25 protein-coding genes are annotated in these 22,730 nt (G+C 72.7%); 10 read left to right on the forward strand and 15 right to left on the reverse strand.

Annotated elements, in window-relative coordinates; translation table 11 throughout:
* Positions 1 to 130: 130 nt before the first annotated feature.
* Positions 131 to 664: a flavoprotein gene (locus tag ACZ7IF_RS21615; protein WP_470973560.1), complete on the reverse strand. Its 534-nt coding sequence runs from the start codon at positions 662 to 664 to the stop codon at positions 131 to 133.
* A 109-nt stretch (positions 665 to 773) separates the two neighbouring features.
* Between ACZ7IF_RS21615 and ACZ7IF_RS21620 the strand changes: the two genes are divergently transcribed.
* The 4 genes from ACZ7IF_RS21620 (at position 774) to ACZ7IF_RS21635 (ending at position 4,147) form a co-directional block, all read left to right on the forward strand.
* On the forward strand, positions 774 to 1,949 hold the full coding sequence (locus ACZ7IF_RS21620; protein WP_470973564.1) for a helix-turn-helix domain-containing protein: 1,176 nt from the start codon (positions 774 to 776) through the stop codon (positions 1,947 to 1,949).
* Between the two features lie 84 nt (positions 1,950 to 2,033).
* Positions 2,034 to 2,513, forward strand: coding sequence for a hypothetical protein (locus ACZ7IF_RS21625; protein WP_470973566.1), 480 nt, complete (start codon positions 2,034 to 2,036; stop codon positions 2,511 to 2,513).
* Positions 2,514 to 2,562: 49 nt separating this feature from the next.
* On the forward strand, positions 2,563 to 2,805 hold the full coding sequence (locus ACZ7IF_RS21630) for a hypothetical protein (RefSeq protein WP_470973567.1): 243 nt from the start codon (positions 2,563 to 2,565) through the stop codon (positions 2,803 to 2,805).
* 700 nt (positions 2,806 to 3,505) lie between these two features.
* Positions 3,506 to 4,147, forward strand: coding sequence for an HAD family hydrolase (locus ACZ7IF_RS21635; RefSeq protein ID WP_470973569.1), 642 nt, complete (start codon positions 3,506 to 3,508; stop codon positions 4,145 to 4,147).
* Positions 4,148 to 4,156: 9 nt separating this feature from the next.
* On the opposite strand, the gene ACZ7IF_RS21640 is transcribed toward ACZ7IF_RS21635, so the two are convergent.
* Positions 4,157 to 4,411: a hypothetical protein gene (locus tag ACZ7IF_RS21640; RefSeq protein ID WP_470973571.1), complete on the reverse strand. Its 255-nt coding sequence runs from the start codon at positions 4,409 to 4,411 to the stop codon at positions 4,157 to 4,159.
* A 177-nt stretch (positions 4,412 to 4,588) separates the two neighbouring features.
* Here ACZ7IF_RS21640 and ACZ7IF_RS21645 point away from each other — a divergent pair, with 177 nt between their 5' ends.
* Positions 4,589 to 4,972 (forward strand): cold-shock protein, encoded by a 384-nt coding sequence (locus ACZ7IF_RS21645; protein ID WP_469116898.1) that lies wholly within the window; start codon positions 4,589 to 4,591, stop codon positions 4,970 to 4,972.
* Between the two features lie 74 nt (positions 4,973 to 5,046).
* Here the strand turns inward: ACZ7IF_RS21645 and ACZ7IF_RS21650 are convergent, their stop codons facing one another.
* From ACZ7IF_RS21650 to ACZ7IF_RS21665, 4 genes are all read right to left on the reverse strand, one after another.
* The gene (locus tag ACZ7IF_RS21650; RefSeq protein WP_470973573.1) at positions 5,047 to 5,898 is read right to left on the reverse strand and encodes a 1,4-dihydroxy-6-naphthoate synthase; all 852 of its coding nucleotides are present in this window, start codon (positions 5,896 to 5,898) and stop codon (positions 5,047 to 5,049) included.
* Positions 5,885 to 6,610 carry a futalosine hydrolase gene (locus ACZ7IF_RS21655; protein WP_470973575.1) on the reverse strand — a complete coding sequence of 242 codons (726 nt, stop codon included), beginning with the start codon at positions 6,608 to 6,610 and terminating at the stop codon, positions 5,885 to 5,887. The genes ACZ7IF_RS21650 and ACZ7IF_RS21655 overlap by 14 nt, the downstream gene beginning before the upstream one ends.
* Positions 6,611 to 6,626: 16 nt before the next feature.
* On the reverse strand, positions 6,627 to 7,133 hold the full coding sequence (locus tag ACZ7IF_RS21660; RefSeq protein ID WP_470973576.1) for a DUF2771 domain-containing protein: 507 nt from the start codon (positions 7,131 to 7,133) through the stop codon (positions 6,627 to 6,629).
* A 276-nt stretch (positions 7,134 to 7,409) separates the two neighbouring features.
* Positions 7,410 to 8,774: an MFS transporter gene (locus tag ACZ7IF_RS21665; RefSeq protein ID WP_470973578.1), complete on the reverse strand. Its 1,365-nt coding sequence runs from the start codon at positions 8,772 to 8,774 to the stop codon at positions 7,410 to 7,412.
* Between the two features lie 390 nt (positions 8,775 to 9,164).
* On the opposite strand from ACZ7IF_RS21665, the gene ACZ7IF_RS21670 reads away from it, so the two are divergent.
* Positions 9,165 to 10,097 (forward strand): DUF3027 domain-containing protein, encoded by a 933-nt coding sequence (locus ACZ7IF_RS21670; RefSeq protein ID WP_470973579.1) that lies wholly within the window; start codon positions 9,165 to 9,167, stop codon positions 10,095 to 10,097.
* A 49-nt stretch (positions 10,098 to 10,146) separates the two neighbouring features.
* On the opposite strand, the gene ACZ7IF_RS21675 is transcribed toward ACZ7IF_RS21670, so the two are convergent.
* The 3 genes from ACZ7IF_RS21675 to ACZ7IF_RS21685 all read right to left on the reverse strand — a co-directional run bounded on the left by ACZ7IF_RS21675 (position 10,147) and on the right by ACZ7IF_RS21685 (position 13,577).
* Complete coding sequence (locus tag ACZ7IF_RS21675; RefSeq protein ID WP_470973582.1) at positions 10,147 to 11,055, reverse strand: RNA polymerase sigma-70 factor; 909 nt, start codon at positions 11,053 to 11,055, stop codon at positions 10,147 to 10,149.
* Positions 11,056 to 11,071: 16 nt separating this feature from the next.
* Positions 11,072 to 12,259 (reverse strand): NAD(P)/FAD-dependent oxidoreductase, encoded by a 1,188-nt coding sequence (locus ACZ7IF_RS21680; RefSeq protein ID WP_470973584.1) that lies wholly within the window; start codon positions 12,257 to 12,259, stop codon positions 11,072 to 11,074.
* 280 nt (positions 12,260 to 12,539) lie between these two features.
* On the reverse strand, positions 12,540 to 13,577 hold the full coding sequence (locus ACZ7IF_RS21685; protein ID WP_470973586.1) for a TolB-like translocation protein: 1,038 nt from the start codon (positions 13,575 to 13,577) through the stop codon (positions 12,540 to 12,542).
* Positions 13,578 to 13,653: 76 nt separating this feature from the next.
* Between ACZ7IF_RS21685 and ACZ7IF_RS21690 the strand changes: the two genes are divergently transcribed.
* The 3 genes from ACZ7IF_RS21690 to ACZ7IF_RS21700 all read left to right on the forward strand — a co-directional run bounded on the left by ACZ7IF_RS21690 (position 13,654) and on the right by ACZ7IF_RS21700 (position 16,632).
* On the forward strand, positions 13,654 to 14,349 hold the full coding sequence (locus ACZ7IF_RS21690; RefSeq protein WP_470973587.1) for a GDSL-type esterase/lipase family protein: 696 nt from the start codon (positions 13,654 to 13,656) through the stop codon (positions 14,347 to 14,349).
* A gap of 59 nt (positions 14,350 to 14,408) precedes the next feature.
* A complete protein-coding gene (locus tag ACZ7IF_RS21695; protein WP_470973589.1) occupies positions 14,409 to 15,398 on the forward strand; it encodes an aldo/keto reductase in 990 nt (329 codons plus the stop codon).
* Between the two features lie 253 nt (positions 15,399 to 15,651).
* On the forward strand, positions 15,652 to 16,632 hold the full coding sequence (locus ACZ7IF_RS21700) for an MmcQ/YjbR family DNA-binding protein (RefSeq protein ID WP_470973590.1): 981 nt from the start codon (positions 15,652 to 15,654) through the stop codon (positions 16,630 to 16,632).
* Here ACZ7IF_RS21700 and ACZ7IF_RS21705 read toward each other — a convergent pair.
* The 5 genes from ACZ7IF_RS21705 to ACZ7IF_RS21725 form a co-directional block, all read right to left on the reverse strand.
* Entirely contained in the window at positions 16,629 to 17,141 is a 513-nt protein-coding gene (locus ACZ7IF_RS21705; protein ID WP_470973592.1) for a YbaK/EbsC family protein, read from the reverse strand. The two genes, ACZ7IF_RS21700 and ACZ7IF_RS21705, sit on opposite strands and share 4 nt — an antisense overlap.
* 34 nt (positions 17,142 to 17,175) lie before the next feature.
* Entirely contained in the window at positions 17,176 to 18,036 is an 861-nt protein-coding gene (ddaH, locus tag ACZ7IF_RS21710) for a dimethylargininase (protein ID WP_470973594.1), read from the reverse strand.
* Between the two features lie 246 nt (positions 18,037 to 18,282).
* Complete coding sequence (gene thpR / locus ACZ7IF_RS21715) at positions 18,283 to 18,837, reverse strand: RNA 2',3'-cyclic phosphodiesterase (protein WP_470973596.1); 555 nt, start codon at positions 18,835 to 18,837, stop codon at positions 18,283 to 18,285.
* 321 nt (positions 18,838 to 19,158) lie between these two features.
* Positions 19,159 to 20,493 carry an MFS transporter gene (locus tag ACZ7IF_RS21720; protein WP_470973597.1) on the reverse strand — a complete coding sequence of 445 codons (1,335 nt, stop codon included), beginning with the start codon at positions 20,491 to 20,493 and terminating at the stop codon, positions 19,159 to 19,161.
* A 25-nt stretch (positions 20,494 to 20,518) separates the two neighbouring features.
* Positions 20,519 to 20,956: a MarR family winged helix-turn-helix transcriptional regulator gene (locus ACZ7IF_RS21725; RefSeq protein ID WP_125603236.1), complete on the reverse strand. Its 438-nt coding sequence runs from the start codon at positions 20,954 to 20,956 to the stop codon at positions 20,519 to 20,521.
* A 149-nt stretch (positions 20,957 to 21,105) separates the two neighbouring features.
* Here ACZ7IF_RS21725 and ACZ7IF_RS21730 point away from each other — a divergent pair, with 149 nt between their 5' ends.
* The gene (locus ACZ7IF_RS21730; protein WP_007265601.1) at positions 21,106 to 21,288 is read left to right on the forward strand and encodes a hypothetical protein; all 183 of its coding nucleotides are present in this window, start codon (positions 21,106 to 21,108) and stop codon (positions 21,286 to 21,288) included.
* Here ACZ7IF_RS21730 and ACZ7IF_RS21735 read toward each other — a convergent pair.
* Positions 21,281 to 22,708 (reverse strand): NCS2 family permease, encoded by a 1,428-nt coding sequence (locus ACZ7IF_RS21735; RefSeq protein ID WP_470973598.1) that lies wholly within the window; start codon positions 22,706 to 22,708, stop codon positions 21,281 to 21,283. The two genes, ACZ7IF_RS21730 and ACZ7IF_RS21735, sit on opposite strands and share 8 nt — an antisense overlap.
* Positions 22,709 to 22,730: the final 22 nt, after the last annotated feature.

Raw genomic sequence — 22,730 nt, forward strand, 5'->3', positions numbered from 1 at the left:
GGCGCGTCAGACGACAGGACCCTCACGACGGCCTGCCGTACGCGACTCCGTCACTGCGCCAGTGGCTGTGGACCTGGGCGGACGGCGGCTATGTATGGGATGAGGTGCTGGCACACATGGATGGGGCAGATCACTGACGGAGATCGTCCACCGCATCCAGTGCCACGCCCCACGGGTACGGACGCTTCTCTCCGGGAGGGTTCGGTTCGAAGCCGCCTTCTCCGAACAGAACTTGCACCCCGGCCTCCCGAAGGGTCTCCAGGGAGAGCGGTAGTTGTGGGTGCTGGGCGTAGGCGGCGTTGACGCATGGCATGACCGTGAGCGGGATGTTCTTGCCGAGGGCCTCTGCAGCGAAGCCGACGACGAAGCTGTCCGTGATCCCGAGGGCCCACCGGTTGATCGTGTTCGTGGTGGCGGGGGCCACGAGGACCGCGTCTGCGGGCGGCCAGACGTCCGGCTGGCCGGGGCGCTTGTACCGGGAGCGCACGGGATGCCCGGTGAGTGCCTCCAGCCCGGCCAAGCTGTCCTCCAGCCACTCGGCAGCCGAAGGCGTGAGTCCCAGGCAGACGTCCCAGCCGCGCGCCTGGGCATCCTCGATCACACGGGCTACGTCGAAGACGGGCGGCGCGGCCGAGCAGAACAGGTAGAGCGTCCTCGTCGTCATGACCCCGAGCCTATGCAGCCCCGGTTCGTGGCAGTCAAGGGCGATTGAGGACCTGGAGCGGTGTGGGGGCGGGTACGGTCCGGGTGACGAGTCCAGGACGGAGACCGACATGCCTCGACCTGACGATGACCACACCGGCGCGCGGATCCGTGAGCAACGCCGGCTCGCTCGGTTGACACAGCGCGAACTCGCCGCCCGGATTCCGTACAGCCTCAGCCTGTTGAACCAGGTCGAATGTGGTGCACGTCCAGCCAGCGAGGGATTGGTGAAGGCCGTGGCCCAGGCCCTCAAGGTGGAAACGTCAACGCTGACAGGACCGCCGTCCGTGTCCTCTCTCACCCCTGACCGGCTGGTCGCGCTGGTCACGCCGATCCGGGAAGCGCTCGACGCCTACGATCTGGGACCCAACCCCCGCCTCATCGGCATCCGGCCCGCACCCGTGCTCATCAAGGCAGCCGATGAAGCGTGCCGGCAGGTACGAGCCACCCACTTGCGGGCAGCGGCCAAGGTACTGCCCGGTCTGATCGTGGAACTGACGCATACCGCGTCCACCACCTCGTCGACCGGGGTGTGGCAGGCACTGGCATCGGCCTACCGGACCGCCCACGACGTGGCTCTGAAACTGGGCTACCCGGATCTCTCCCGTGTGGCTCTGGACCGCATGGGGTGGGCTGCGGACCGGGCCTCGGATCCCTGCCTCGGAGCGGTGCAGCTGTACAAGCGCGCCATCCTCGTACGCAATTCCACGAGCCTGAGACTGATCGATACCGGGCACAGGCTGCTGGTGGGCGAGACGAGTCGGGAGTCGCTCGCGGTCGCCGGCCAACTGCACCTCGGCGCGGCGACGGTGGCCGCACGCGCCGGTGACCGCTCGGCCGTCGAGAACCGTGTCGCAGCCGCCCGCGAACTCGCCGAGCAAGTAGGCGCCGAGGCCGGCGAGGTGCACTGGCTTTCGTTCGGCCGGGTGAACGTCGCACTTCATGACCTCGGTGCGGCGATCACCATGCGCAGCTACGACCAGGCCCTTGTCCAGGCGCGGAATCTGAAGATGCCGCCGTCGGCGGTGACTTCGCGGCGCGCCCGCTACATGGTCGACCGGGCACTCGTGGAGATGGAGACAGGGCACGTGGACACGTCGCTGAAGTACTTGCTCCGTGCACGGCGAGCGGCACCCGAACAGACGCGACACCTGCCGGGCACCCGGGCAGTGGTGCGTGGTCTGGTGCACCTCTCACGACGACCCTCGGAGAGCTTGGGCGGCATGGCTCGCTGGGTCGGTCTGTAGCACTCACAAATCTGTGAGTGTTCCAGTCCCTCCGGCCGGTCAGGCTGGTCTCACCACCAGCTGACGATGTAGGGAGCAGTGCCTGTGAACAACTGCACGAGCATGGCCGACTGGCTCGCCGCCAGCCACCCGAACCCCCGGCAGGCCTGGGCCGAGTGGACCGAGCACGGTGTTGCGGTCATCCCCGTCGGCCAGACCTTCGGGGCGGTCCGGATCCCAGAGGCGGTCGTGCACGCGGCGGTGGAGTCCACCGACCCTGACGACGTCGCCTTCGCCTTGGCCGAACGCCTCGACGGCCCGGTCATCCACGACGGACGCGGCCGCAACTTCTACCCGCTCGTACGGCCTGAAGACCGTCTGGACTGGCGGACGTCGGCACGCGGCGTCGAATGCCTCGCTCCCCGCACCCACCTGGGTGTACCTGCCGTCAACCGCTGCGAGTACACCCGTGAGACGCCGATCTACTGGTCCGTTCCCGGCACCGAACCCTCGCACTGCGCCTCCGCCTCCGTGGCCCTCCTCGTCCGCGTCGGCGCCGCGCGCCTGGACGAAGTCATGCCCTGATGGCCTGCAGTCCTCATCCTGCTCTGGGGACAGAGGAGGCGAATCTCCAGTGATCGCGACCGAGTTCACCACCACCCCGACCGATGTCGTGACGTGCGAAGCCTGCTGGCGAAACCCCGTCCAGGTGGCTCGGACCACTCTCCGCAGCTCTCAGCGGGACCTGCTGTGCGTGCCCTGCGCCCAGCAGGACCACCCGGTCCGGGTCGAAATCTTCCCGCCCCTGGGCATCTACAAGCTGAGCAAGCACCGCAACGGCCGGCCGCCGAGATCAGAGAAGCGCGTAGCGACCTGACGCGCCCGTCCGCTTCCCGCAGCGCTCTGATCGGCATGTGGTGCGGGTATCAGCCCAAGACGGCCGCCGGACGCCAAGCCGGGAGGAGCGCGTAGCGATCGGACGCGCCTGGGTGCTCCGCACGGGGCTTCGGTCAACATTTGGTGCAGGTAGCCGGGCCCCCGGCCCGGAAACACGACCATGCGGGCCCGGATGCCCGGCGGGCCCGCCCCCGGCCCCGCGCCTCATCGCTGACACGGCCGTCCTCTCCCCTTGGACCGTGCCGTTCTTTTGGGGGTTTCCCGGCAGTCTTTCGGCTTTCCGGGGCGGGACGGTCGGTCAAGGGTCGCCGAAGGCGATCACGAAGTGACGCGACCGAAGGGAGCGCCCTTGAGGGACCGGCCCGACACGGAAGGACGATGGGACTGCCGGGAAACCCCCAAACCGGCCATGAGACCGCCCAGGGGAATACCGCTCCCACCCCACCCCACCCCACCGCCCCGCAGACGGAGGCGGGTGGGCAACCACCGCCCCGCCCCGCCCCGGGGGGTCGAGGGGGAGATGGCAGGCCCGCACCGAGCCGCCCCCGCCGTTCAGCCCCGCGTCAAGTCCCCGTCAAGTAAATCGGTACATAGCTGGCATTACGCCAAAAAACGTCATCCGGCCAGCCAACCTCCGCTCACGGTTCCTCACCCCGGTGGAGCCTCGGCACAATGGCGCTATGACCTCAGGCAGCTCCATCCCCCCACAGCTCACCGTCGGCTTCGACCTCGACATGACGCTCATCGACTCCCGCCCCGGCATCAAGGCCGCCTACGAGGCCCTGTCCGCCAAGACGGGGGCGTACATCAACGCCGACGAGGCCATCACGCGCCTCGGGCCGCCGCTGGAGGAGGAGCTCGCCTACTGGTTCCCGGAGGCGGAGATCCCGGCGATGCGGGACCTCTACCGGGAGATCTACGTCGACCACGCCATCGAGCCGACCCCCGCGATGCCCGGCGCCCGCGAGGCGGTCAAGGCCGTGCAGGCGCTCGGCGGGCGGGCCATCGTCGTGACGGCGAAGAACGAGCCCAACGCCCGGCACCACCTGGAGCACCTGGGGATAGAGCCCGACGCCGTCGTCGGCTGGCTCTGGGCCGAGGCCAAGGCCAAGGCGCTGCGCGAGTACGGGGCGCAGGTCTACGTCGGCGACCACGTCGGCGACGTGCGCGGCGCCCGGACGGCCGGCGCGCTGTCGGTGGCGGTGCCGACCGGGCCGTGCGCGGAGTCGGAGCTGCGCGAGGCCGGCGCGGACGTGGTGCTGGCCGACCTCACGGAGCTGCCGCAGTGGCTCGCCGCGTACGAGCGGACCCGCGCGGCCTGAGTGCCCGCGTCAGGCGGCCTGGGAAGCCCGGGCCGCCTTGCGCTGCGCGGCGGCGGAGCGCAGTACGCCCGCCGCGGAGACGGCGAAGCCGACGCCCATGAGCATGCACACGGCCCACGCGTACGACGGGAACGGGTCGGTGCCCAGGAACAGCGGGGCCATCGTCGCCAGGGTCGCCAGGGCGCCGACGATGAACACGATGCCACCGGCCTTGATCAGGCCGTCGCCGGGCCGTGCTTCGTCGGGATGAGGAGTAACAGTCACCCCACCAGGGTAGTTCCCTGGCCGAAGCGGTGAACCGGGAAGGACCGGGGAACGTCTTGTCAGCGGTTTCTGGACCATTAGCCTGGAGGTGGCGGGTCGAAGGACCCGCTGTACTGCTATCCGGAGCCGTTCACCACGGTCACCCGGACCCGACGAGCACAAGGACAGAGGACGGACGTGCCTACCGGCAAGGTCAAGTGGTTCAACAGCGAGAAGGGCTTCGGCTTTCTCTCCCGTGACGACGGCGGCGACGTCTTCGTGCACTCGTCGGTGCTCCCGGCCGGGGTCGAGGCCCTGAAGCCCGGGCAGCGGGTGGAATTCGGAGTCGTCGCGGGACAGCGCGGTGACCAGGCACTTTCGGTGACGGTGCTGGATCCGGCGCCCTCGGTCGCGGCCGCCCAGCGCCGCAAGCCCGACGAGCTCGCCTCGATCGTGCAGGACCTGACGACGCTGCTGGAGAACATCACCCCGATGTTGGAGCGCGGCCGCTACCCCGACAAGTCGCACGGCACGAAGATCGCCGGCCTGCTGCGCGCGGTGGCCGACCAGCTCGACGTCTGAGAAGGCGCAAGCAGCGCACCGGTGCCCCGCCGCTCCTCGGAGCGGCGGGGCACCGGCACGTCACGCGTGCCGCGTCACGGGAAGCACAGCGCGTCCGCCGGGACGGGCGGGACGAGGCCCTCGGCGGCGGCCCGGGTCAGCAGTCCGCGGACGGCCGCGTACCCGGCGTCGCCGAGGTCGGCGGTGAACTCGTTGACGTACAGCCCGATGTGCTGGTCGGCGACCGCCGGATCCAGCTCCTGCGCGTGGGCGCGTACGTACGGCCGGGAGGCCTCCGGGTCGTCCCACGCCATCCGCACCGACGCACGGGCCGACTCGGCCAGCGCGCGCAGCTTCTCCGCGCCCAGCGAGCGCTTGGCGATGATCGCGCCGAGCGGGATGGGCAGCCCGGTGGTGGACTCCCAGTGCTCGCCCATGTCGGCCAGGCGGTGCAGCCCGTAGTCCTGGTACGTGAACCGGGCCTCGTGGATGACCAGTCCCGCGTCCACCCGCCCGTCGCGCACGGCCGGCATGATCTCGTTGAACGGGAGGACGACGACCTTGCCGACCCCGTCCGGCAGCACGTCCGCCGCCCACAGCCGGAACAGCAGGTAGGCGGTGGAGCGTTCGCTCGGCACCGCGACCGTGCCGGCGGACAGGTCCACGCCGGGCTCGCGCGTCAGCACGAGCGGCCCGCAGCCGCGCCCCAGCGCCCCGCCGCAGGGCAGCAGCGCGTACTCCTCCAGCACCCACGGCAGTACGGCGTACGACACCTTCAGCACGTCGAGTTCGCCGCGCTCGGCCATGCCGTTGGTGACGTCGATGTCGGCGAAGGTCACGTCGAGGGCGGGCGCCCCCGGGACGCGTCCGTGCGCCCAGGCGTCGAAGACGAACGTGTCGTTGGGGCAGGGCGAGTAGGCGATGGCGAGCGGTTCAGCGGTGCTCATGGCGTTCTCCCCAGTTGACGAGTACGGGTCCCAGCGCGCGGAATCCGGCGGTGAGGGCGCCCAGCGCCTCCCCGATCCGCCAGGCGGCCCGGTCGCGCGGCCCGACGGCGTTGGACACGGCGCGGACCTCCAGTACGGGCAGTCCGTGCGCGGCGGCGGCCTCCGCCACCCCGAAGCCCTCCATCGCCTCGGCCCCGGCCAGCGGGTGCCGGGCGGCGAGCTCGGCGGCGCGGGAGGCGCTGCCGGTGACGGTGGACACGGTCAGGACGGGCGCGAGCAGCGCGCCGGTGGCCTCGGCGGCGCGGGCGGCGAGTTCGGCGGGCGGCAGGTGCACGCTGCGGCCGAAGCCGAGCTCCTGCACCGGCAGGAATCCCTCGGGGGTCTCGGCCCCCAGGTCGGCGGCGACGAGCGCGTCGGCGACCACCAGCGAGCCGAGCGGGGCGGCGGGCACGAACCCGCCGCCGATGCCGGCGGAGATCACGAGGGAGTAGTCGGCCAGCGCGAGCGCGGTGGCCGTGGCGGCCGCGGCGGCGGCCGGGCCGACACCGCCGACGAGTACGTCGGCGGCGAGGCCGGGCAGGTCCCGGCGGGTGATGAGGTAACCACCGGGGAGCGTGCGCGGTTCGGGCGTGACCGGGTCCGGATGAGGGGTGAGACCGGCGGCCACGGAGTCGGCCTCCGCGGCCACCGCGGTCACGATCAGCGCACGCACGCCGCCGGGCCTGCCGCTACTGCTTCTTCAGCTGGAGCTTGAAGGTCCAGACGGAGAGGGGCTTGCCGTCCTCGCCGACCTGGACGAAGCCCAGCAGCTTCGACTGGGGAGCCTCGCCCTGGCCGCCGGTCGCGAAGACGTCGGCGCCCTGGAAGCTGCGGTAGGTGTTCGCGGAGGGCTCGGTGATCGGCTGGCCGTCGAGGACCGCCTGCCACTTCTTGCCGTCCTCGACGATCTCGGGCTCGACGCCCAGGCGCAGGGTGTCGCCGCGGCCGTACTCGACGGTCTTGGCGTTCTTGGGGTCCGTGAGGCAGCTCTGGACCTTGTCCATGGTGAGGTCCTGGCCGTGGGCGCTGCAGTCGCCCTCGGACTCGGCGGACACCGACGAGCTGCCGACGGTCACCGTCGCGAGCGGCGTCGGCTTGTCGCCGCCACAGGCGGACAGGAGGAGGAGGCCGGCGGACACGGCTCCGAGGGCCGCGACGCTGCGGCGGGCCCTACCCGGGAAAAGCGGTGCGGTCATGAGCCGAAGGCTATCGGGCCGGTGGGCTGCGCCGCCGCACGGGGGTGCCGGTGCCCTGGCCGGGCGTGGCGGAGGGGGTGGGGGCCGCCGCCTGGCTGCGCCGCGGGTTCGGGTGGGCGGGGTCGGGGTGCCGCTGCGCGGGCTGCTCCCCGCCCCGCCCTTCGCCCGTTCCCCGGAGCTGCGCCCCGGACCCCGCTGCCGGGGGCTCCGCCCCCGGACCCCGGCGCCTCAAGGGCCGGCGGCGCCGGACGTGCCGGCCGGGGCGGGAACGCCCGGTTACGCCACCCGGGGGCGGGGGGACGTCGGGTGGTGGGGGCGGGGGGAGGTGAGGAGGCCGCGTACCGCCATGAGGGTGCCCAGGGCCACCACGGCCGCGGCCACCGACATGCCCAGGACGCCGTTCAGCGGGAGGGCGATGCCGATCGCGCCGCCCAGCACCCACGCCACCTGGAGCAGGGTCTCCGAGCGGGCGAAGGCCGAGGTGCGGACGGCTTCCGGGACGTCGCGCTGGATCATCGCGTCGAGCGAGAGCTTCGCCAGCGCCTGGCAGAAGCCGGCCGTGGCGGCCAGGACGGCCATGAACAGGCCGCTGAAGAGGACGGCCGAGAGGATCGCCACGCCCAGGGTGGCGGACAGGACCGCCGCGATGATCGCCTCCGGGGCGCGGGCCCGCAGCCACGCGCCGACCGCCGTCCCGCAGGCGTTGCCGATGCCCGCCGCGACGCCGACGATGCCCAGCGAGACCGCCGCGCTCTGCCCGGCGAGCGGGTGCTCGCGCAGCAGGAACGCCAGGAAGAAGATCAGGAACCCGGACAGCCCGCGCATCGAGGCGTTCGCCAGCAGCCCGCACAGCACGGGGCGGCTGACCGTGCGCAGCCCGGGGCGCTTGGAGTGGGCTTCGTGGGTGGAGAGCCGGGCGCGGCGCTCGCCCTTGGCGTCGTCCACCTTGTGCGGCAGCTGGAACGCCGCGAAGGTGCCCCACCCGAAGATCGCGCAGGCCCCGTACAGCGGCCAGGGCGGTCCGATCGCGTGCAGTCCGGCGGCCACCGGCGCCGCCGCGCCCGTGGCGAGGAGGCCCGCGAGCGTGACCCGGGAGTTCGCCTTGACGAGTGAGAACTTCGGCGGGAGGAGCCGCGGGACCACCGCGCTGCGTACGACTCCGTACGCCTTCGAGGCCACCAGTACGCCCAGCGCCGCCGGGTACAGCTCCAGGCCCCCCGTGGCGACCGCGCCGGACATCATCACCGCCAGCAGCGCCCGCGTCAGCATCGCGCCCGCCATCGCCGCCCGCCGGCCGTGCGGGAGCCGGTCCAGCAGGGGGCCGATCACCGGGGCCAGCAGGGTGAAGGGCGCCATGGTGATCGCCAGGTAGAGGGCCACCCGTCCGCGTGCCTCGTCGGTGGGTACCGAGAAGAACACCGTCGAGGCGAGCGCGACGGTGATCATGACGTCTCCGGCGCCGTTGATCGCGTGCAGTTCGATCAGACGGCCCAGCCCCGACTCGCCGGCTCCGTGGGCGTGCGTGGCCCGCCGGATACCGCGTGCCGTGCCGGTGATGGGGAGGTGCAGGGCACGCCCGACAGCCCGGCCGGCCCGCCTGGCCGGTCCCGAGCCGTCTGCGGACGACCGTGCGGGTGCCACGTGGCCATAGTGCCCCACGAGGCCGTCCGGGACCCCTCCCGGCGCGTCCCGGGCGCGGTTCCGGGAGGCAGTCCCGGGGGCCCGCGCGGCTTTCCGGGGCGCTTCCGCGCTCGTGCGTTGTCCGCGAATCGGACCTCGCATGTGGGCCGAAGGCTTCGGAGGAGGTAGCGTGCGTAGCGCGCCACCGGCGGTTGCACTTGGCCGCGCGCCTCTTCGTGATACCGCAGAATGGATCACAGTGGGGTGCGCCCGAGGCCGATCGGGGCGCGGACGTCGACGCGGCCCTCTGGTCCGCTCCGCCCGCGCTACGTACGGACGAGACCGACGGGTCGTTGTGAACGACAGTACGGACGGCGCACTCGTGAGACGGCGTAGGAGAGAACGAGACCTGTGAGTGCTGCGACGACGCGAAGCCGTACCCCGCGTACCCCGCGTACGCCCGCCCCGGACCGCCTCTGCGCCGAGGCGGTGGAGCTCGCCCGTGCGGCGGCCGAGGAGGCCGCCTACCCCGGTGTGGTGGGCGAGCACGTGTCCGCCGTAGCGGAGGGCGACCGGGTCGTCACCCACTTCTTCGAGTGCAAGGAGCCGGGCTACCGCGGCTGGCGCTGGGCCGTCACCGTGACCCGCGCCTCCCGCGCGAAGAACGTCACCCTCGACGAAACGGTGCTCCTTCCCGGCGACGACGCGCTCCTCGCCCCCGAATGGGTGCCGTGGAGCGAGCGGCTGCGCCCGGGCGACATGGGCCCCGGCGACCTGCTGCCGACGGACGCCGACGACCTGCGGCTGGAGCCGGGCTGGTCGGGGGAGGACGCGCCGCCGCCGAACTCGGTCGTCTCCACCGAGATGGCCGAACTGGTCGAGGCCGAGGACGCCGACGTCACCGACCGGGTGGTCGTCCCGGCGCGCGGCTCCATCAGTGCCGTGGCGGAGGAGCTCGGCATGCGCCGCGCCCGCGTCCTGTCGCGGTACGGGCTGCACACGGCGGCCGACCGCTGGGACGAGTCCTTCGGGGCGAAGACGCCGATGGCGCAGGCCGCGCCCGCGTCGTGCGTCTCGTGCGGCTTCCTGGTGGCGATCGGCGGCTCGCTGGGGCAGGCCTTCGGCATCTGCGCGAACGAGTTCGGTCCGGCGGACGGCCGGCTCGTCTCCCTGTCGTACGGCTGCGGCGGCCACTCGGAGGCCGCCGTCATGCCGAAGCCGCCGCGGCCCGCGCCGCCGGTGCTGGACTCGATGGCGACGGACGAGTTCCCGCTGCGTCCGGCCCCCGACACCGGCTCGGTGCCCTCGGCGGACCTCCCGTCCGCCGACCTCGGGCACTCGTAGCCCGAGGGGGTGAGGGGCGGGCCGCCGAGGGCACCGAGCCGGTGTCGGTTCACCGCAGGGTGATCGGGGTCTCGGCCCCGACGGCGCCCAGCTTCTCGGGGTTGCGGACGAAGTAGATGCCGGCGATGCGGCCGTCCTCGACGTGGAAGGCCATGACGCCGTCGAGTTCGCCGTCGAGGTGGGCGAGGAGCGCCGGACTGCCGTTGACCAGGGTGGGGGTGACGGTGATCCGGCCCGCCTTCTTGCCGACGCCGCCGATGATGAAGCGGCCCACCTTGCCGGCGCCCGTGACGGGGCGCAGCGCGGCCTGCTTGAAGCCGCCGCCGTCGCCGACGAGGACGACGTCGGGGGCGAGTACGTCGAGGAGCCCCTGGAGGTCCCCGCTGTCGAGCGCGCGCTGGAAGGACTCCATGGCGGCCCGGGTCTGGCTCGCGGAGACGGCCTGCCGGGGGCGGCGGGCGTCGACGTGACGGCGGGCGCGGTGTGCGATCTGGCGTACGGCGGCGGGGGTCTTGTCGACGGCCGCGGCTATCTCGTCGTAGCCGACGTCGAAGGCCTCGCGCAGGACGAACACGGCGCGTTCGGTCGGCGACAGGGTCTCCAGTACGAGCATCATCGCCATGGACACGCTCTCGGCGAGCTCCACGTCCTGGGCCACGTCCGGTGCGGTGAGCAGCGGTTCGGGCAGCCACTGGCCGACGTAGGACTCCTTGCGGCGGCTCATGGCCCGCAGCCGGTTGAGTGACTGACGGGTCGTGACGCGGACCAGGTAGGCGCGCTGGTCCTCGACCTGGCCGAGGTCGACCTTCACCCAGCGCAGCCATGTCTCCTGGAGGACGTCCTCGGCGTCGGAGGCCGAGCCGAGCATCTCGTAGGCGACGGTGAAGAGCAGGTTGCGGTGGGCGACGAAGGCCTCGGTCGCCGCGTCGGTGGTGCGGCCGTCGACGTCGTCGTTCATGTGGTCCGTCCGTTCGTCACGCGGCCGTCGAACCCTGTACGGCCTGGAGCTTCTTCTGGCGGGTGGCGGCGCCCGAGCCGCGGTGGAGACGGTAGCCGCCGGGCTTGCGGGCCTCGTCGGCGAGGTGCTTGACGACGACCGTGCAGACGGTCTCCTTCAGCTTGGCGCCGGGCTTGCCGTCGACGTGGAACCAGATCGCGTGGTCGGCCTTGGCGAACTGGAAGATGCCGTCGTTCCGGCCGAGGCTGATGCACTGGGCGCCGAAGGGCTGGTTGAGGGTTTCGGGGCGCTCGCCGGCGAGGCGGCTCAGGACGGTGTCGGCGGCCCGGGCGCCCATGGGCATCGCGGCCTGGCAGCTCATCCGCAGCGGCAGGCCCGACGGGGCGGCCGAGTCCCCGGCGGCGACGATGCGGTCGTCGTCGACGCTGGTGAGGGTCTCGTCGGTGAGGATGCGGCCGGCGGTGTCGGTGGCCAGGCCGCTGCGGGCGGCGAGGTCGGGGACGGCGAAGCCGGCGCTCCAGACGGTGACGTGGCTGGGCAGTTCGCGGCCGTCGGCCAGGCGGACGGCGGTGGCGGTGACGTGGGTGACGGTGCTGCCGGGGCCGTCGATGACGGTGACGCCCAGGCGGGCGAGGCGGCGGGCGACCGAGCGGCGTCCGCGGGTGTGGAGGTAGGGGCCGAGGGGGCCGCCGCAGACGAGGGTGACGGGGCGGCCGGCTCCGGCGAGTTCGGCGGCGGTCTCGATGCCGGTCGGTCCGGCGCCGACCACCGTCACCGGGGCCCGGCCGGGCGCGGCGTCCAGGACGGGGCGCAGGCGCTGGGCGTCTTCCAGGGTGGCGATGGGGTGGGCGTGTTCGGCGGCACCGGGTACGCGCGGGCCGGCGCCGGTGCTGCCGACGGCGTAGACGAGGTAGTCGTAGCCGAGGCGGCCGCCGGAGGCGAGGGCGAGGGTGCGGGCGGGGGCGTCGATGCGGTCGACGGTGTCGACGACCAGGCGTACGCCCTCGGCGAGGACGTCCTCGTACTCGACGACGGCCGTGTCGGTGCCGGCGGCCAGCTGGTGCAGGCGGATGCGGTGCACGAACGAGGGGCGCGGGTTGACCAGCGTCACCGTCACGTCGCCGCGCCGGGTCAGCCGGTTGGCCGCCATCACGCCCGCGTAACCGCCGCCGATCACGACCACGCCGGTGTTGTTCTCGCTCATCGTGTCCTCCTCCGTTGGGGTTCGGACACAAGACACCGGGTCGCGCGCACCTGTGACAGGGTGTGAGCCGGATCACTCGGAGCGGCTGGAACGGGCCCCTGTCGTCACCCCCGTGAACGACAAGGGCCCCTCACCCGCAGCGGATCCCGGCCGGGGGCCGGGACCGGCCGTGCGCGGTGGCCTGAAACAGAGCTTAGGCGGGGGGCCTTCGAGGTCATGTGCACTGCGCGCAGGGATCGTTGACATTGCGCGCAGGAGGTTTGCGGGAACCGCCGGTGACTCAGCCCTTCGGGCGGCGGCGGAACAGCCGCTTGCCCGCCAGGACCAGGGCCGTGCCGGCCGCGAGGACCAGCGCCCCCTTGGTGAAGCTGCCGGAGTCCTGCCCGGCGGGCGCCCCCTGCGCCCCGGAGGAGCCCGTCGGGCCGCCGCCCGGCTGCTGCGGGGAGCCCGTGCGGCCCGGGTCGGACGGTCCCGCCGCCGGGGCCACCGGTACGGCCACCACCTTGCTGTTCGCGCCCTCCGCCCCGAACATCAGCGTCCTGCCGTCCGGCGTGTACGTCGCCGACTCCGCCTGCCCCTGCCACGGCGCGTCCACCCGCTCGCCGGCGCCCTCCGGGCGGCCGTCCTTCCAGCCGTACGTACGGGCCGTGAAGTACCCGCGCAGCGTCAGCCGGCTCCCGTCCGGCGAGAACGCCCCGTCCGTCACCCACGGCACTTCCGCGACCCGCCGGAACACGTTGCGCCCGTCCGCCGACAGCCGCTCGGGGCCCTCGTACAGGCCGCCGCCCTGCTCGTTCTTGCTCGCGATGTACACCCGGCCCGTCACCGGATGCACCATCAGCGCCTCGGCGTTGCGCGGCCCGTCCGCGTACGCGACCGTGAACTGCTCGGCCGCGACGGTCCGGTCGCCGAGCTCCTTCGGCTCCTGGAAGCGGTAGATCCACACGTGGTCCCAGGTGCCGTCCTTGTTGTCGCCGATGTCCCCGACGTACAGCTGCCCGTCCGGGCCGAGCGAGATCGCCTCCACGTCGCGCGGGGTCCCGGTCCCGGTCAGCGTGACCCGCGCCACCGTCCTGCCCGTCGCCGAGTCCACCGCGTACACGTACGGGCCGTCGTCGCTGTCGTTGTGCGTCCAGTACACGCCCGGGTGGATCCGGCTGGCCGCGAGCCCGCTCGACTCCTTGATCCGCGGATCGGTGATGGTGAACCCGGGCGCGGTCCCGGGCGCGGCGGGGGTCTCGGCCGCGAGGGCGGCTCCCGGCAGCAGGGCGAGCACGAGGGCGGCGGGAACGGCGGTCGACCGGGGCAGCAGGCGCATCCCACAAGCCTGCCACCAGGCCGGGCGTGTCCGGCATCACAGGGGTTCCCGTCGCGCGATCCGCGATGATGACCGGATGCGTTTCATGTTCGTCGGCGACTCCATGACCATCGGACGCGCCGGCGACTACACCTGGCGCTACCGGATGTGGCAGCACCTCGGCGCCACCCTGGGCGACGGCTCCTTCGAGATCGTCGGCCCGCGCACCGCGCTGTACGACACCGGTGCCGACGGCCCCGCCGGCCAGGAATACGCGGCCCCGGACTTCCCCGGGCACGCCCGCCGGCACCTGGCCGGCTGGGGCGAGGGCTGGCAGCACATGGCCCCCCTCATCGGGCCCGCCGCCGCCGACGCCCGCGCCGACGTGCTGCTCGTCTCCCTCGGCCTGATCGACCTCGGCTTCTACACCAACGCCGAGCAGACCGCCGGCAACGTCCGCGCCTTCGTCACGGCCGCCCGCGAGGCCCGCCCGGCGATCCGGATGGTCTTCCTCCCGGTGATCCCCAACGTCCGCGCCGAGGACGAACCCCCCTTCGCGGCGGAGGTCGCCCGCTTCAACGAGCTGCTCGCCAAGGCGGTCGCCGACCTGACCACCGACGCCTCGCCGATCCTGCTGGCCGCCCGCCCGGACGCGTACGACATCCACCGCGACACCTACGACGGCACGCACCCCAACGCCTCGGGCGAGCACCGCCTCGCGGGCGAGTTCGCGGCCGTCCTGCACCAGGCCTGGGGCGTCGGCGGCCCCTACCGTCCCGCGCGGACCCCGTAAGTCCCCTCCCGCGAAAGGGTCTTGCCTGGAGCGCACTCCAAGCAGTTGGCTAGTGGCCCATGAAGTACACGCAGCTCGGACGCACCGGTCTCAAAGTCAGCCGCCTCGTACTCGGCACCATGAACTTCGGCCCCCAGACGGGCGAGCCGGAGAGCCACGCGATCATGGACTCGGCCCTCGACGCGGGGATCAACTTCTTCGACACGGCCAATGTGTATGGGTGGGGCGAGAACAAGGGCCGTACCGAGGAGATCATCGGCACCTGGTTCGCGCAGGGCGGCGGCCGCCGCGAGAAGACGGTCCTGGCCACCAAGGTCTACGGTTCCATGTCCCGCGAGGGCGAGACATGGCCCAACTACGACCGCCTCTCCGCCCTGAACATCCGCCGGGCCGTGGACGACAGCCTCAAGCGGCTCCGGACCGACCACATCGACGTCTACCAGTTCCACCACGTCGACCGGCAGACCCCCTTCGAGGAGATCTGGCAGGCCATCGAGGTCCTGATCCAGCAGGGCAAGATCCTCTACGCGGGCTCCTCCAACTTCCCCGGCTGGAAGATCGCCCAGGCCAACGAGACGGCCGGCCGGCGCGGCATGGTCGGCCTGGTCAGCGAGCAGTGCCTCTACAACCTCTCCGAGCGGCGCGCCGAGATGGAGGTCATCCCGGCCGCCGAGGCGTACGGGCTCGGCGTCATCCCCTGGTCCCCGCTCCACGGCGGACTGCTGGGCGGAGTCCTCAAGAAGGAGGCCACCGTCGGCCGGCGTGCCTCCGGCCGCTCGGCGGACGCCCTCGCCAACACCGCCGTACGTGCGCAGATCCAGGCGTACGAGGACCTCCTCGACAAGCACGGCCTGGAGCCCGGCGAAGCCGCCCTGGCCTGGCTGCTGACCCGCCCCGGCGTCACGGGCCCGATCGTCGGCCCCCGCACCGCCGAGCAACTGGAGAGCGCCCTGCGCGCGGTGGAGCTGGAACTCTCCGAGGAACTGCTGGGCTCCCTCGACGAGATCTTCCCCGGACCGGGGCCGTCGCCGGAGGCCTTCGCCTGGTAGCCGGGCGGCGGCCCGGGGCCGCCTACGCGCGCCGCCCCGCCCGCGCTTCGAGCGCGGACGGGGCGGGCGGGTGCGGGCGTACGCGGAGCGGTCGGGGTACGGGGCTACTGGCCCACCGCGGCCGCCACCGCCACGACGACGAACATCAGCACGAGCACACCGGCCATGACACGGTTTCTGGTCTTCGGGTCCACCCTTCGAGACTAACGCGCTCCCGCCCACGCCCCTCGCCGGGGGCTGCGAGACTTGCGTCATGGTCACCGTCGAAGACGTACGGCGGCTCGCGCTCGCGCTGCCGCGCACCGAGGAGCACCTCGTCCGCGACCGGGTGAAGTTCCGCATCGGCCGGATCGTCTACCTCGCCCTCTCCCGGGACGAGACCGAGCTCGGCTTCGCCTTCCCCAAGGAGGAGCGGGCCGCGCTCGTCGCCAGCGAGCCCGAGAAGTTCTCCCTGCCGGGCGCCGGGGACATGCGCTACCACTGGGTGCACGCCCGCATGGCAGCCCTCGGCACCGCGGAACTCGCGGAACTGGTCACCGACGCCTGGCGGATGTGCGTACCGGCCAAGGTGGCCCGCGCGCACCTGGAGGACGGCGCCCTGCCGCCCGCGCCCGGACTCGACGGGCTGCGGGCCGCCGCCGAGGTGTTCGCCGGCTACCGGGCGGACCGCAGCTGGCAGAACCTGCTCGCGGCCACGGCACCCGGCATCGACCTCTCCGAGGCCGCGCACCGCACGGCCCTGCACCGCTGGCTCAACGCCTGGGGCTGCCGCATCCGCTACCCGCGCGAGGGCGAGCCCGACCCGCTGGGCGCCGGGCTCGGCACCTGGTGGGCCCGGCACACCCTGCCCGGGGCCCCGATAGCGGCCCTCACCGACCGGGAGATCGGCGCGCTCGCCGCCGCGTACGGGGAACTGGCCGCCCTCCCGGCGGGCCGCCGCACCCTCGGGCCGACGGCCGCCGCCAAGGCCCTGTTCGCGGTGCGGCCGCGCACGGTGATGCCGTGGGACGAGGCCATCGCCGTCCGGCTGCACGGCGCCCGCGACGAGCGGGCCTTCGGCCGGCACCTGCGTACCGGCCGGGCCTGGGCGAGGGCCGCGCTGGCGGCGAGCGGGCTGGAGGAGGACGTACTGACCGCCGACCTGGGCCGGCCGGGCATCAGCCTGGCCAAGCTCCTCGACGAGTACCTGTACGTCACCCTCACCCGCCGCCAGGAGGGAGACGCCTCCGTCTAGACCAGCGCCGGCTCCTCGCTGATCAGGGCCGTCCGCGGCCGTACCAGCGCCAGGTAGCCGGCGGTGCGCAGCGCCACCGACACGTCGAGGCGGCCCGCGTTGAACCAGATCTCCTCCTGCTCCAGCAGCGCCGGGTCGACGACCACCTCCACGGCCGGGTCGAAGCTCACCGGCATGATCGACCCGCTGACGCAGCCCGTCAGTTCCTCGGCGACCTCGCGGACGGCGAAGGAGGCGTTCGTGCCGCCGTACTCGGCCCGCACCGCCTCCAGGTCCACGCGGCGGTGGCCCGGCACCACGGCGATCACGTAGCGGCGCTGCTTGCGTCCCAGCGCGACCCTGATGACCAGGCACTTGGCGGCCTGTTCGAGGCTGTGGCCGCGTATCAGGCTGGCGAGTTCGGTACGCCCCTCCGGAGCGTGGCGCAGCAGCCGGTAGTCGGCTCCCGCGTCCGTCAGGAGGTCGAGCAGGCGGGCGTAGCTGTCCGCGATCGCGGTCGCAGAGGTCACAACTGTCCTTTCCGGAAACTACGTCGGTGGTGACTCAGCGGTCGCGCAGCTCCAGGGTGCAGCACTTCACGCTGCCGCCCGCCTTGAGGAGCTCGGAGAGCCCGACCCCGACGGGCTCGAAGCCGCGCGCGCTGAGCTGGGCCGTCAGGCCGGTCGCCGCCTCCGGCAGCAGCACGTGGCGGCCGTCGGAGAAGGCGTTCAGCCCGAAGACCGCGGCGTCCTCGGCGGTGGCGAGGATCGCGTGGGGGAACATCGTGCGGAGCACGGCCCGGCTGCCCTCGGAGAAGGCGGCCGGGTAGTACATGACCTCGTCGTCGGAGAGCACGGCCAGGGCCGTGTCCAGGTGGTAGTACTCCGGGTCGACGAGGGTCAGGCTCGTCACCGGCAGGCCGAAGAACTCCTGGGCCTCGGCGTGCGAACGCGGGTCGGTGCGGAAGCCGGTCCCGGCGAGCAGCCGGCGGCCGACGGTGAGGAAGTCGCCCTCGCCCTCGTTGATGTACTCGGGCCACAGCACGTCGCGGTAGCCGCGGCGCTCGAACCAGCCCAGGTACGCCGGTCCCTCGGCGGTGCGCTGCGCGTGCCGGAACCGCGCGCCGTAGACCTTGCCGTCGACGACGGTGGCGCCGTTCGCGGCGAACACCATGTCGGGCAGGCCCTCGACGGGCTCGATCTCCTCGACGAAATGGCCGAGTTCGCGGTACAGGTCGCGCAGCCCCTCCCACTGGCGGACGGCGAGGGCGGGGTCGGTGCTGTTCTCCGGGTGCATCCAGGGGTTGATCGAGTACGTGACGTCGTAGTGCCGGGGTCGGCACATCAGCAGCCTGCGGCGGGTGGCGACGCGCGCGGTCGCCGGCGGTGCCGGTGTCGGGGTGGTCGTCGGCTCGGTGAGCGGCACGGGGACTCCTTCGAGGGTGGCCGGAGGGGGGCTCCGGGCCGCCCCGCGGGGTGGTGGCGGGGCGGCCGTCGGTGCGGTGGGTGAGGCGTGCGTGCGTCAGCGGGCGGCTTGCCGGGTACGTGGTCCGGAGCATGCCGGGATCGCCTCTACTGGTTCTGTTTCACCGGAATCCGGATTCCGTGCCCCGAAGTACGGGCCACCAGGGGATGAACCGTCCCCGAACCCTGGGCCTCGCCGGCCCCGGCGTCAGCCGGAGAGGGGCCAGGCCCGGACGACCTCGTAGCGGGGCTGTTCGCCGGGGACGCCGCCGGCGGGCAGGTTGCTGCGGACCAGGCTGAGGGCGTCGACCTGCCAGGGCGTGCCCTCGAAGCCGGCGAGGGCGTCGAGGCAGGGCCGCAGGTCGGTGCCGTGGCGGCCGCGGGCGAGGGTGAGGTGCGGGGTGTACCGGCGGTGGTGCTCCATGGGCACCCCGGCCCGCCGGGCGGCGGCGTCGGCCCGCTCGGCGAGCAGGCGCAGCGCGTCGAGGCCGCCGGCGGCGCCGGTCCACAGGGCGCGGTCGCCGAAGTGGCCGATGCCGTGGAGGCGGAGCGGGAAGGGGGCGCTGCGGTGTGCCGCGCGGGCGAGGCGGGCGTACAGGTCGGGGAGGAGGGGGTCGGGGACCTCGCCCATGAAGGCGAGCGTGAAGTGCCAGCCCGCTTCCGCGGTCCAGCGCAGCCCGTCGGGCCGCGGCGACGCCGCGACGGCGGCCCGCAGCTCGGCGACGGCGTCACTCCCGGGCAGCACGGCGGCGAACAGCCTCACGTCTCCGACGGTACCCGTCCCGTCCCGGGTGCGGGTGGGTTGCCGCTGCGCGGGGCCGTCCCCTGCCCGCCCTTCCACCGTTCCCCGGGGCTCCGCCCCGGACCCCGTTCTCCGGGTGCTGCGCGCCCGGTGCGCTCGAACGCCGCGCGGGCCGGATGTCGCCGCGCAGCGGCCAGGCGCCCGCACACGCCCGCCGGCCCCGGCCACGGGCACCGGCCCCGCCCCGCCCCGCGTCCGCCGGACGGAGTCCGGCGCGAGCGGCGCGAAGCCGGGGAGGCCCACCGGGGCCGAGCCGCGCGAGCGGCGCGTTGAGGAGGTGGCTTACGCGGCCGGGGCCAGCTCTCGGCGGGCGGCCGGGACGAAGACGATGCCGTGGCGGTTCAGGCGGAGCCGGAGGTTGCCCACGCGGGACAGGACCAGGCCCACGGCCACCGCCGCCGCGAGGGAGATCACGCCGCCCGCGGCCATGCCGAGGCGCGCTCCGTAGGTGTCCGTGATCCAGCCGACCAGTGGGGCCCCGACGGGCGTGCCACCGGTGAAGACCATCATGAACAGGGCCATCACCCGCCCCCGCATCTCGGGGTCGGTGGCCATCTGGACGCTGGAGTTCGCCACGACGTTCACGGTCAGGCCGAACATCCCGATCGGCACCAGCAGCGCCGCGAAGAGCCAGAAGCCCGGCGCGAACGCGGTGACCAGCAGCAGGACCGAGAAGAGCACCGCCGCCGTCACCAGCAGCCGCAGGCGGGAGTGTCCGCGGCGGGCCGCCAGCAGGGCGCCGGCCAGGGAGCCGGCCGCGATGAGGGTGTTGAACAGCCCGTAGGTGCCCGCGTCCCCGTGGAAGACGTCGTCGGTGAAGGCCGACAGCCAGATCGGGAAGTTGAACCCGAAGGTGCCGATGAAGCCGACCAGCACGATCGGCCAGACCAGCTCGGGCCGGCCCGCGACGTACCGCAGTCCTTCCCGCAGCTGTCCCTTGGCGCGCGGCTGGGGGGTGACGGGGTGCAGTTCGTGCGTGCGCATCAGCAGCAGGCCCGCGATGGGCGCGGCGAAGGACAGGCCGTTCAGCAGGAAGGCCCAGCCGGAGCCGACGGCGGTGATGAGCACGCCGGCGATCGCCGGGCCGACCAGCCGCGCGGACTGGAAGTTCGCGGAGTTCAGGCTGACCGCGTTGGCGAGCTGCGCGGGGCCTACCATCTCGGAGACGAACGTCTGCCGGGCCGGGTTGTCCACGACGGTGACCAGGCCGATCAGGAAGGCGGCGAGGTAGACGTGCCAGACCTGGACGTTTCCGGCCAGGGTCAGCGCGGCGAGCGCGACGCCGGTGAGGCCCATCGCGCTCTGGGTGGCGATCAGCAGCGGCCGCTTGGGCAGCCGGTCGGCGAGTACGCCTCCGTAGAGCCCGAAGAGCAGCATCGGCAGGAACTGCAGGGCGATGGTGATGCCGACGGCGGACGCGGAGCCGGTCAGGGAGAGGACCAGCCAGTCCTGCGCGATGCGCTGCATCCAGGTGCCCGTGTTCGAGACGACCTGGCCGGTGGCGAAGAGCCGGTAGTTCCGGATCTTCAGCGAGCTGAACATGGACTGTCTGCTCGCGGTGCGTGTAGTGGTGGATGTATGGCCGGGTGCGGAGTCTGCTCCGGTTCCCGTACTCAAAAGCGTTCGCCTCCTGGCGTCGTTCCTATAGGTGGGCGAGCTTCTCCAGGACGGGTGCGGCCGCGCGGAGCTTGGCCCATTCGTCCTCGGTGAGCTCGGCCGCGAGCCCGGCCAGGAAGGCGTTGCGCTTGCGGCGGCTCTCTTCGAGCATCGTCTCGGCCTCCTCGGTCTGGCGGACCACCTTCTGGCGGCGGTCTTCGGGGTGCGGCTCCAGCGTGACCAGTCCCTTGGCTTCCAGCAGCGCGACGATGCGTGTCATCGACGGGGGCTGGACGTGCTCGCGCCGGGCCAGCTCACCGGGGGTGGCGTGGCCGCAGCGGGCGAGGGTGCCGAGCACCGACATCTCGGTCGGGCTGAGCGATTCGTCGACGCGCTGGTGCTTCAGGCGCCGGCCCAGCCGCATCACGGCGGAGCGCAGATCGTTCACGGCGGCGGCGTCGTCGCCATGGGAGAGGTCATGCATGTCTTTAGAGTAACTCATTACTCTGTCTAAGGAAAAACGCTTTCGGGGGACCCGAGGAATCCCGGGGAACCCCGCCGTCTCACTCGTACGGGTGAGTGAGCGGTGGAAAGTGACACGCGTGCGCACCCTGTGGCCCGACCCTTTCGGGCATGGGGACACATGTGCTGAGCATGCGCATAGACGGGGAGCTGCTGGAACGGCTCCGGCACCATGCCGCCAAACGCGGAATGAGCGTCCAGGACTATGTGGTCCGGACGCTCATTCGCGATGACTTCGACGAGCGGTTCAAGGCCGCCGTCGACGAGACGGAGAAGTTCTACGGGCTTACGTGAGGCCGAGGGCCGGCATCGCGTAGTAGAAGACGAAGACCGCCGAGACGGCGTACATGGCGGCCGGGACCTCGCGGCCCCGGCCCGTCGCCAGCCGCAGCACGGCGAAGCTGATGAAGCCGATGCCGATGCCGTTGGTGATCGAGTAGGTGAAGGGCATCATCACCATGGCCATGAAGGCCGGGACGGCGATGGTGAAGTCGCTCCAGTCGATGTCCCGGACCGAGCCCGCCAGGATCAGGAAGCCGACCGCCACGAGGGCGGGGGTGGCGGCCTGCGAGGGGACCATCGTGGCGAGCGGGGTCAGGAAGAGCGAGACGGTGAAGAGGGCGCCGGTCACCACGTTGGCCAGGCCCGTACGGGCGCCCTCGCCGACGCCCGCCGTGGACTCCACGAAGCAGGTGGTGGCGGACGAGGAGGTCGCGCCGCCCGAGGCGACGGCCAGGCCGTCGATCAGCAGGACCCGGTTGATGCCGGGGAAGGTGCCGTCCGGCTTCGTCAGCTTGGCCTCGTCGCCGACGCCGAGGATGGTGCCCATCGCGTCGAAGAAGCAGGACAGCAGCACGGTGAAGACGAAGAGGACGCCCGTGAGCAGGCCGACCTTCCCGAAGCCGCCGAAGAGGCTGACCTGGCCGACGAGCCCGAAGTCGGGCGCGGCCACGGGGTTGCCCGGCCACTGCGGCACGGTCAGGCCCCAGGCCAGGTCGGGGAGGTCGGCGATCAGCTGCACGGCGACCGCGACGACGGTCATGACGACGATGGAGATCAGGATCGCGCCGGGCGTCTTGCGGATCAGCAGCGCGAGCGTGAGCAGCACGCCGACGACGAAGACCAGGACGGGCCAGCCGTGCAGGTGGCCGTTGCCGCCGAGCTGGAGCGGGACCGTGGTGTGTGCGGCGTCGGGGATGCGGGTGACGAAGCCGGAGTCGACCAGGCCGATCAGCATGATGAACAGGCCGATGCCGATCGCGATGCCCTTGCGCAGGCCCTGCGGGACGGCGTTCATGACGCGCTCGCGCAGGCCGGTGGCGACCAGCAGCATCACGACGAAGCCCGCGAGGACGACCATGCCCATGGCGTCGGGCCAGCTCATGCGCGGGGCCAGCTGGAGGGCCACGACGGTGTTGACGCCGAGGCCGGCGGCCAGGGCGATCGGGACGTTGCCGATGACGCCCATGAGGAGGGTGGAGAAGGCGGCCGTCAGGACGGTCGCGGTGACGAGCTGGCCGCCGTCGAGCTGGTGCCCGTACATGTCCTTCGCGCTGCCCAGGATGATCGGGTTCAGCACGATGATGTAGGCCATCGCGAAGAAGGTGGCGAAGCCGCCCCGGACCTCGCGGGCGACGGTCGAGCCGCGCTCGGAGATCTTGAAGTACCGGTCCAGGCCGGTGGTGGGGGCCGCGGCGGGTGCCGAGGTGCTCATGCGGTCCTCAAACGGGTCTATT

Source organism: Streptomyces sp. NPDC037421 (genome assembly GCF_055602105.1).

Excerpts from the sequence above, each read along its gene's own strand:
- ACZ7IF_RS21615 (WP_470973560.1), bottom strand. The coding sequence starts at position 664 with ATGACGACGAGGACGCTCTACCTGTTCTGCTCGGCCGCGCCGCCCGTC.
- ACZ7IF_RS21620 (WP_470973564.1), top strand. The coding sequence starts at position 774 with ATGCCTCGACCTGACGATGACCACACCGGCGCGCGGATCCGTGAGCAA.
- ACZ7IF_RS21635 (WP_470973569.1), top strand. The coding sequence starts at position 3,506 with ATGACCTCAGGCAGCTCCATCCCCCCACAGCTCACCGTCGGCTTCGAC.
- ACZ7IF_RS21650 (WP_470973573.1), bottom strand. The coding sequence starts at position 5,898 with ATGAGCACCGCTGAACCGCTCGCCATCGCCTACTCGCCCTGCCCCAAC.
- ACZ7IF_RS21660 (WP_470973576.1), bottom strand. The coding sequence starts at position 7,133 with ATGACCGCACCGCTTTTCCCGGGTAGGGCCCGCCGCAGCGTCGCGGCC.
- ACZ7IF_RS21675 (WP_470973582.1), bottom strand. The coding sequence starts at position 11,055 with ATGAACGACGACGTCGACGGCCGCACCACCGACGCGGCGACCGAGGCC.
- ACZ7IF_RS21680 (WP_470973584.1), bottom strand. The coding sequence starts at position 12,259 with ATGAGCGAGAACAACACCGGCGTGGTCGTGATCGGCGGCGGTTACGCG.
- ACZ7IF_RS21685 (WP_470973586.1), bottom strand. The coding sequence starts at position 13,577 with ATGCGCCTGCTGCCCCGGTCGACCGCCGTTCCCGCCGCCCTCGTGCTC.
- ACZ7IF_RS21690 (WP_470973587.1), top strand. The coding sequence starts at position 13,654 with ATGCGTTTCATGTTCGTCGGCGACTCCATGACCATCGGACGCGCCGGC.
- ACZ7IF_RS21695 (WP_470973589.1), top strand. The coding sequence starts at position 14,409 with ATGAAGTACACGCAGCTCGGACGCACCGGTCTCAAAGTCAGCCGCCTC.
- ACZ7IF_RS21700 (WP_470973590.1), top strand. The coding sequence starts at position 15,652 with ATGGTCACCGTCGAAGACGTACGGCGGCTCGCGCTCGCGCTGCCGCGC.
- ACZ7IF_RS21725 (WP_125603236.1), bottom strand. The coding sequence starts at position 20,956 with ATGCATGACCTCTCCCATGGCGACGACGCCGCCGCCGTGAACGATCTG.
- ACZ7IF_RS21730 (WP_007265601.1), top strand. The coding sequence starts at position 21,106 with ATGGGGACACATGTGCTGAGCATGCGCATAGACGGGGAGCTGCTGGAA.
- ACZ7IF_RS21735 (WP_470973598.1), bottom strand. The coding sequence starts at position 22,708 with ATGAGCACCTCGGCACCCGCCGCGGCCCCCACCACCGGCCTGGACCGG.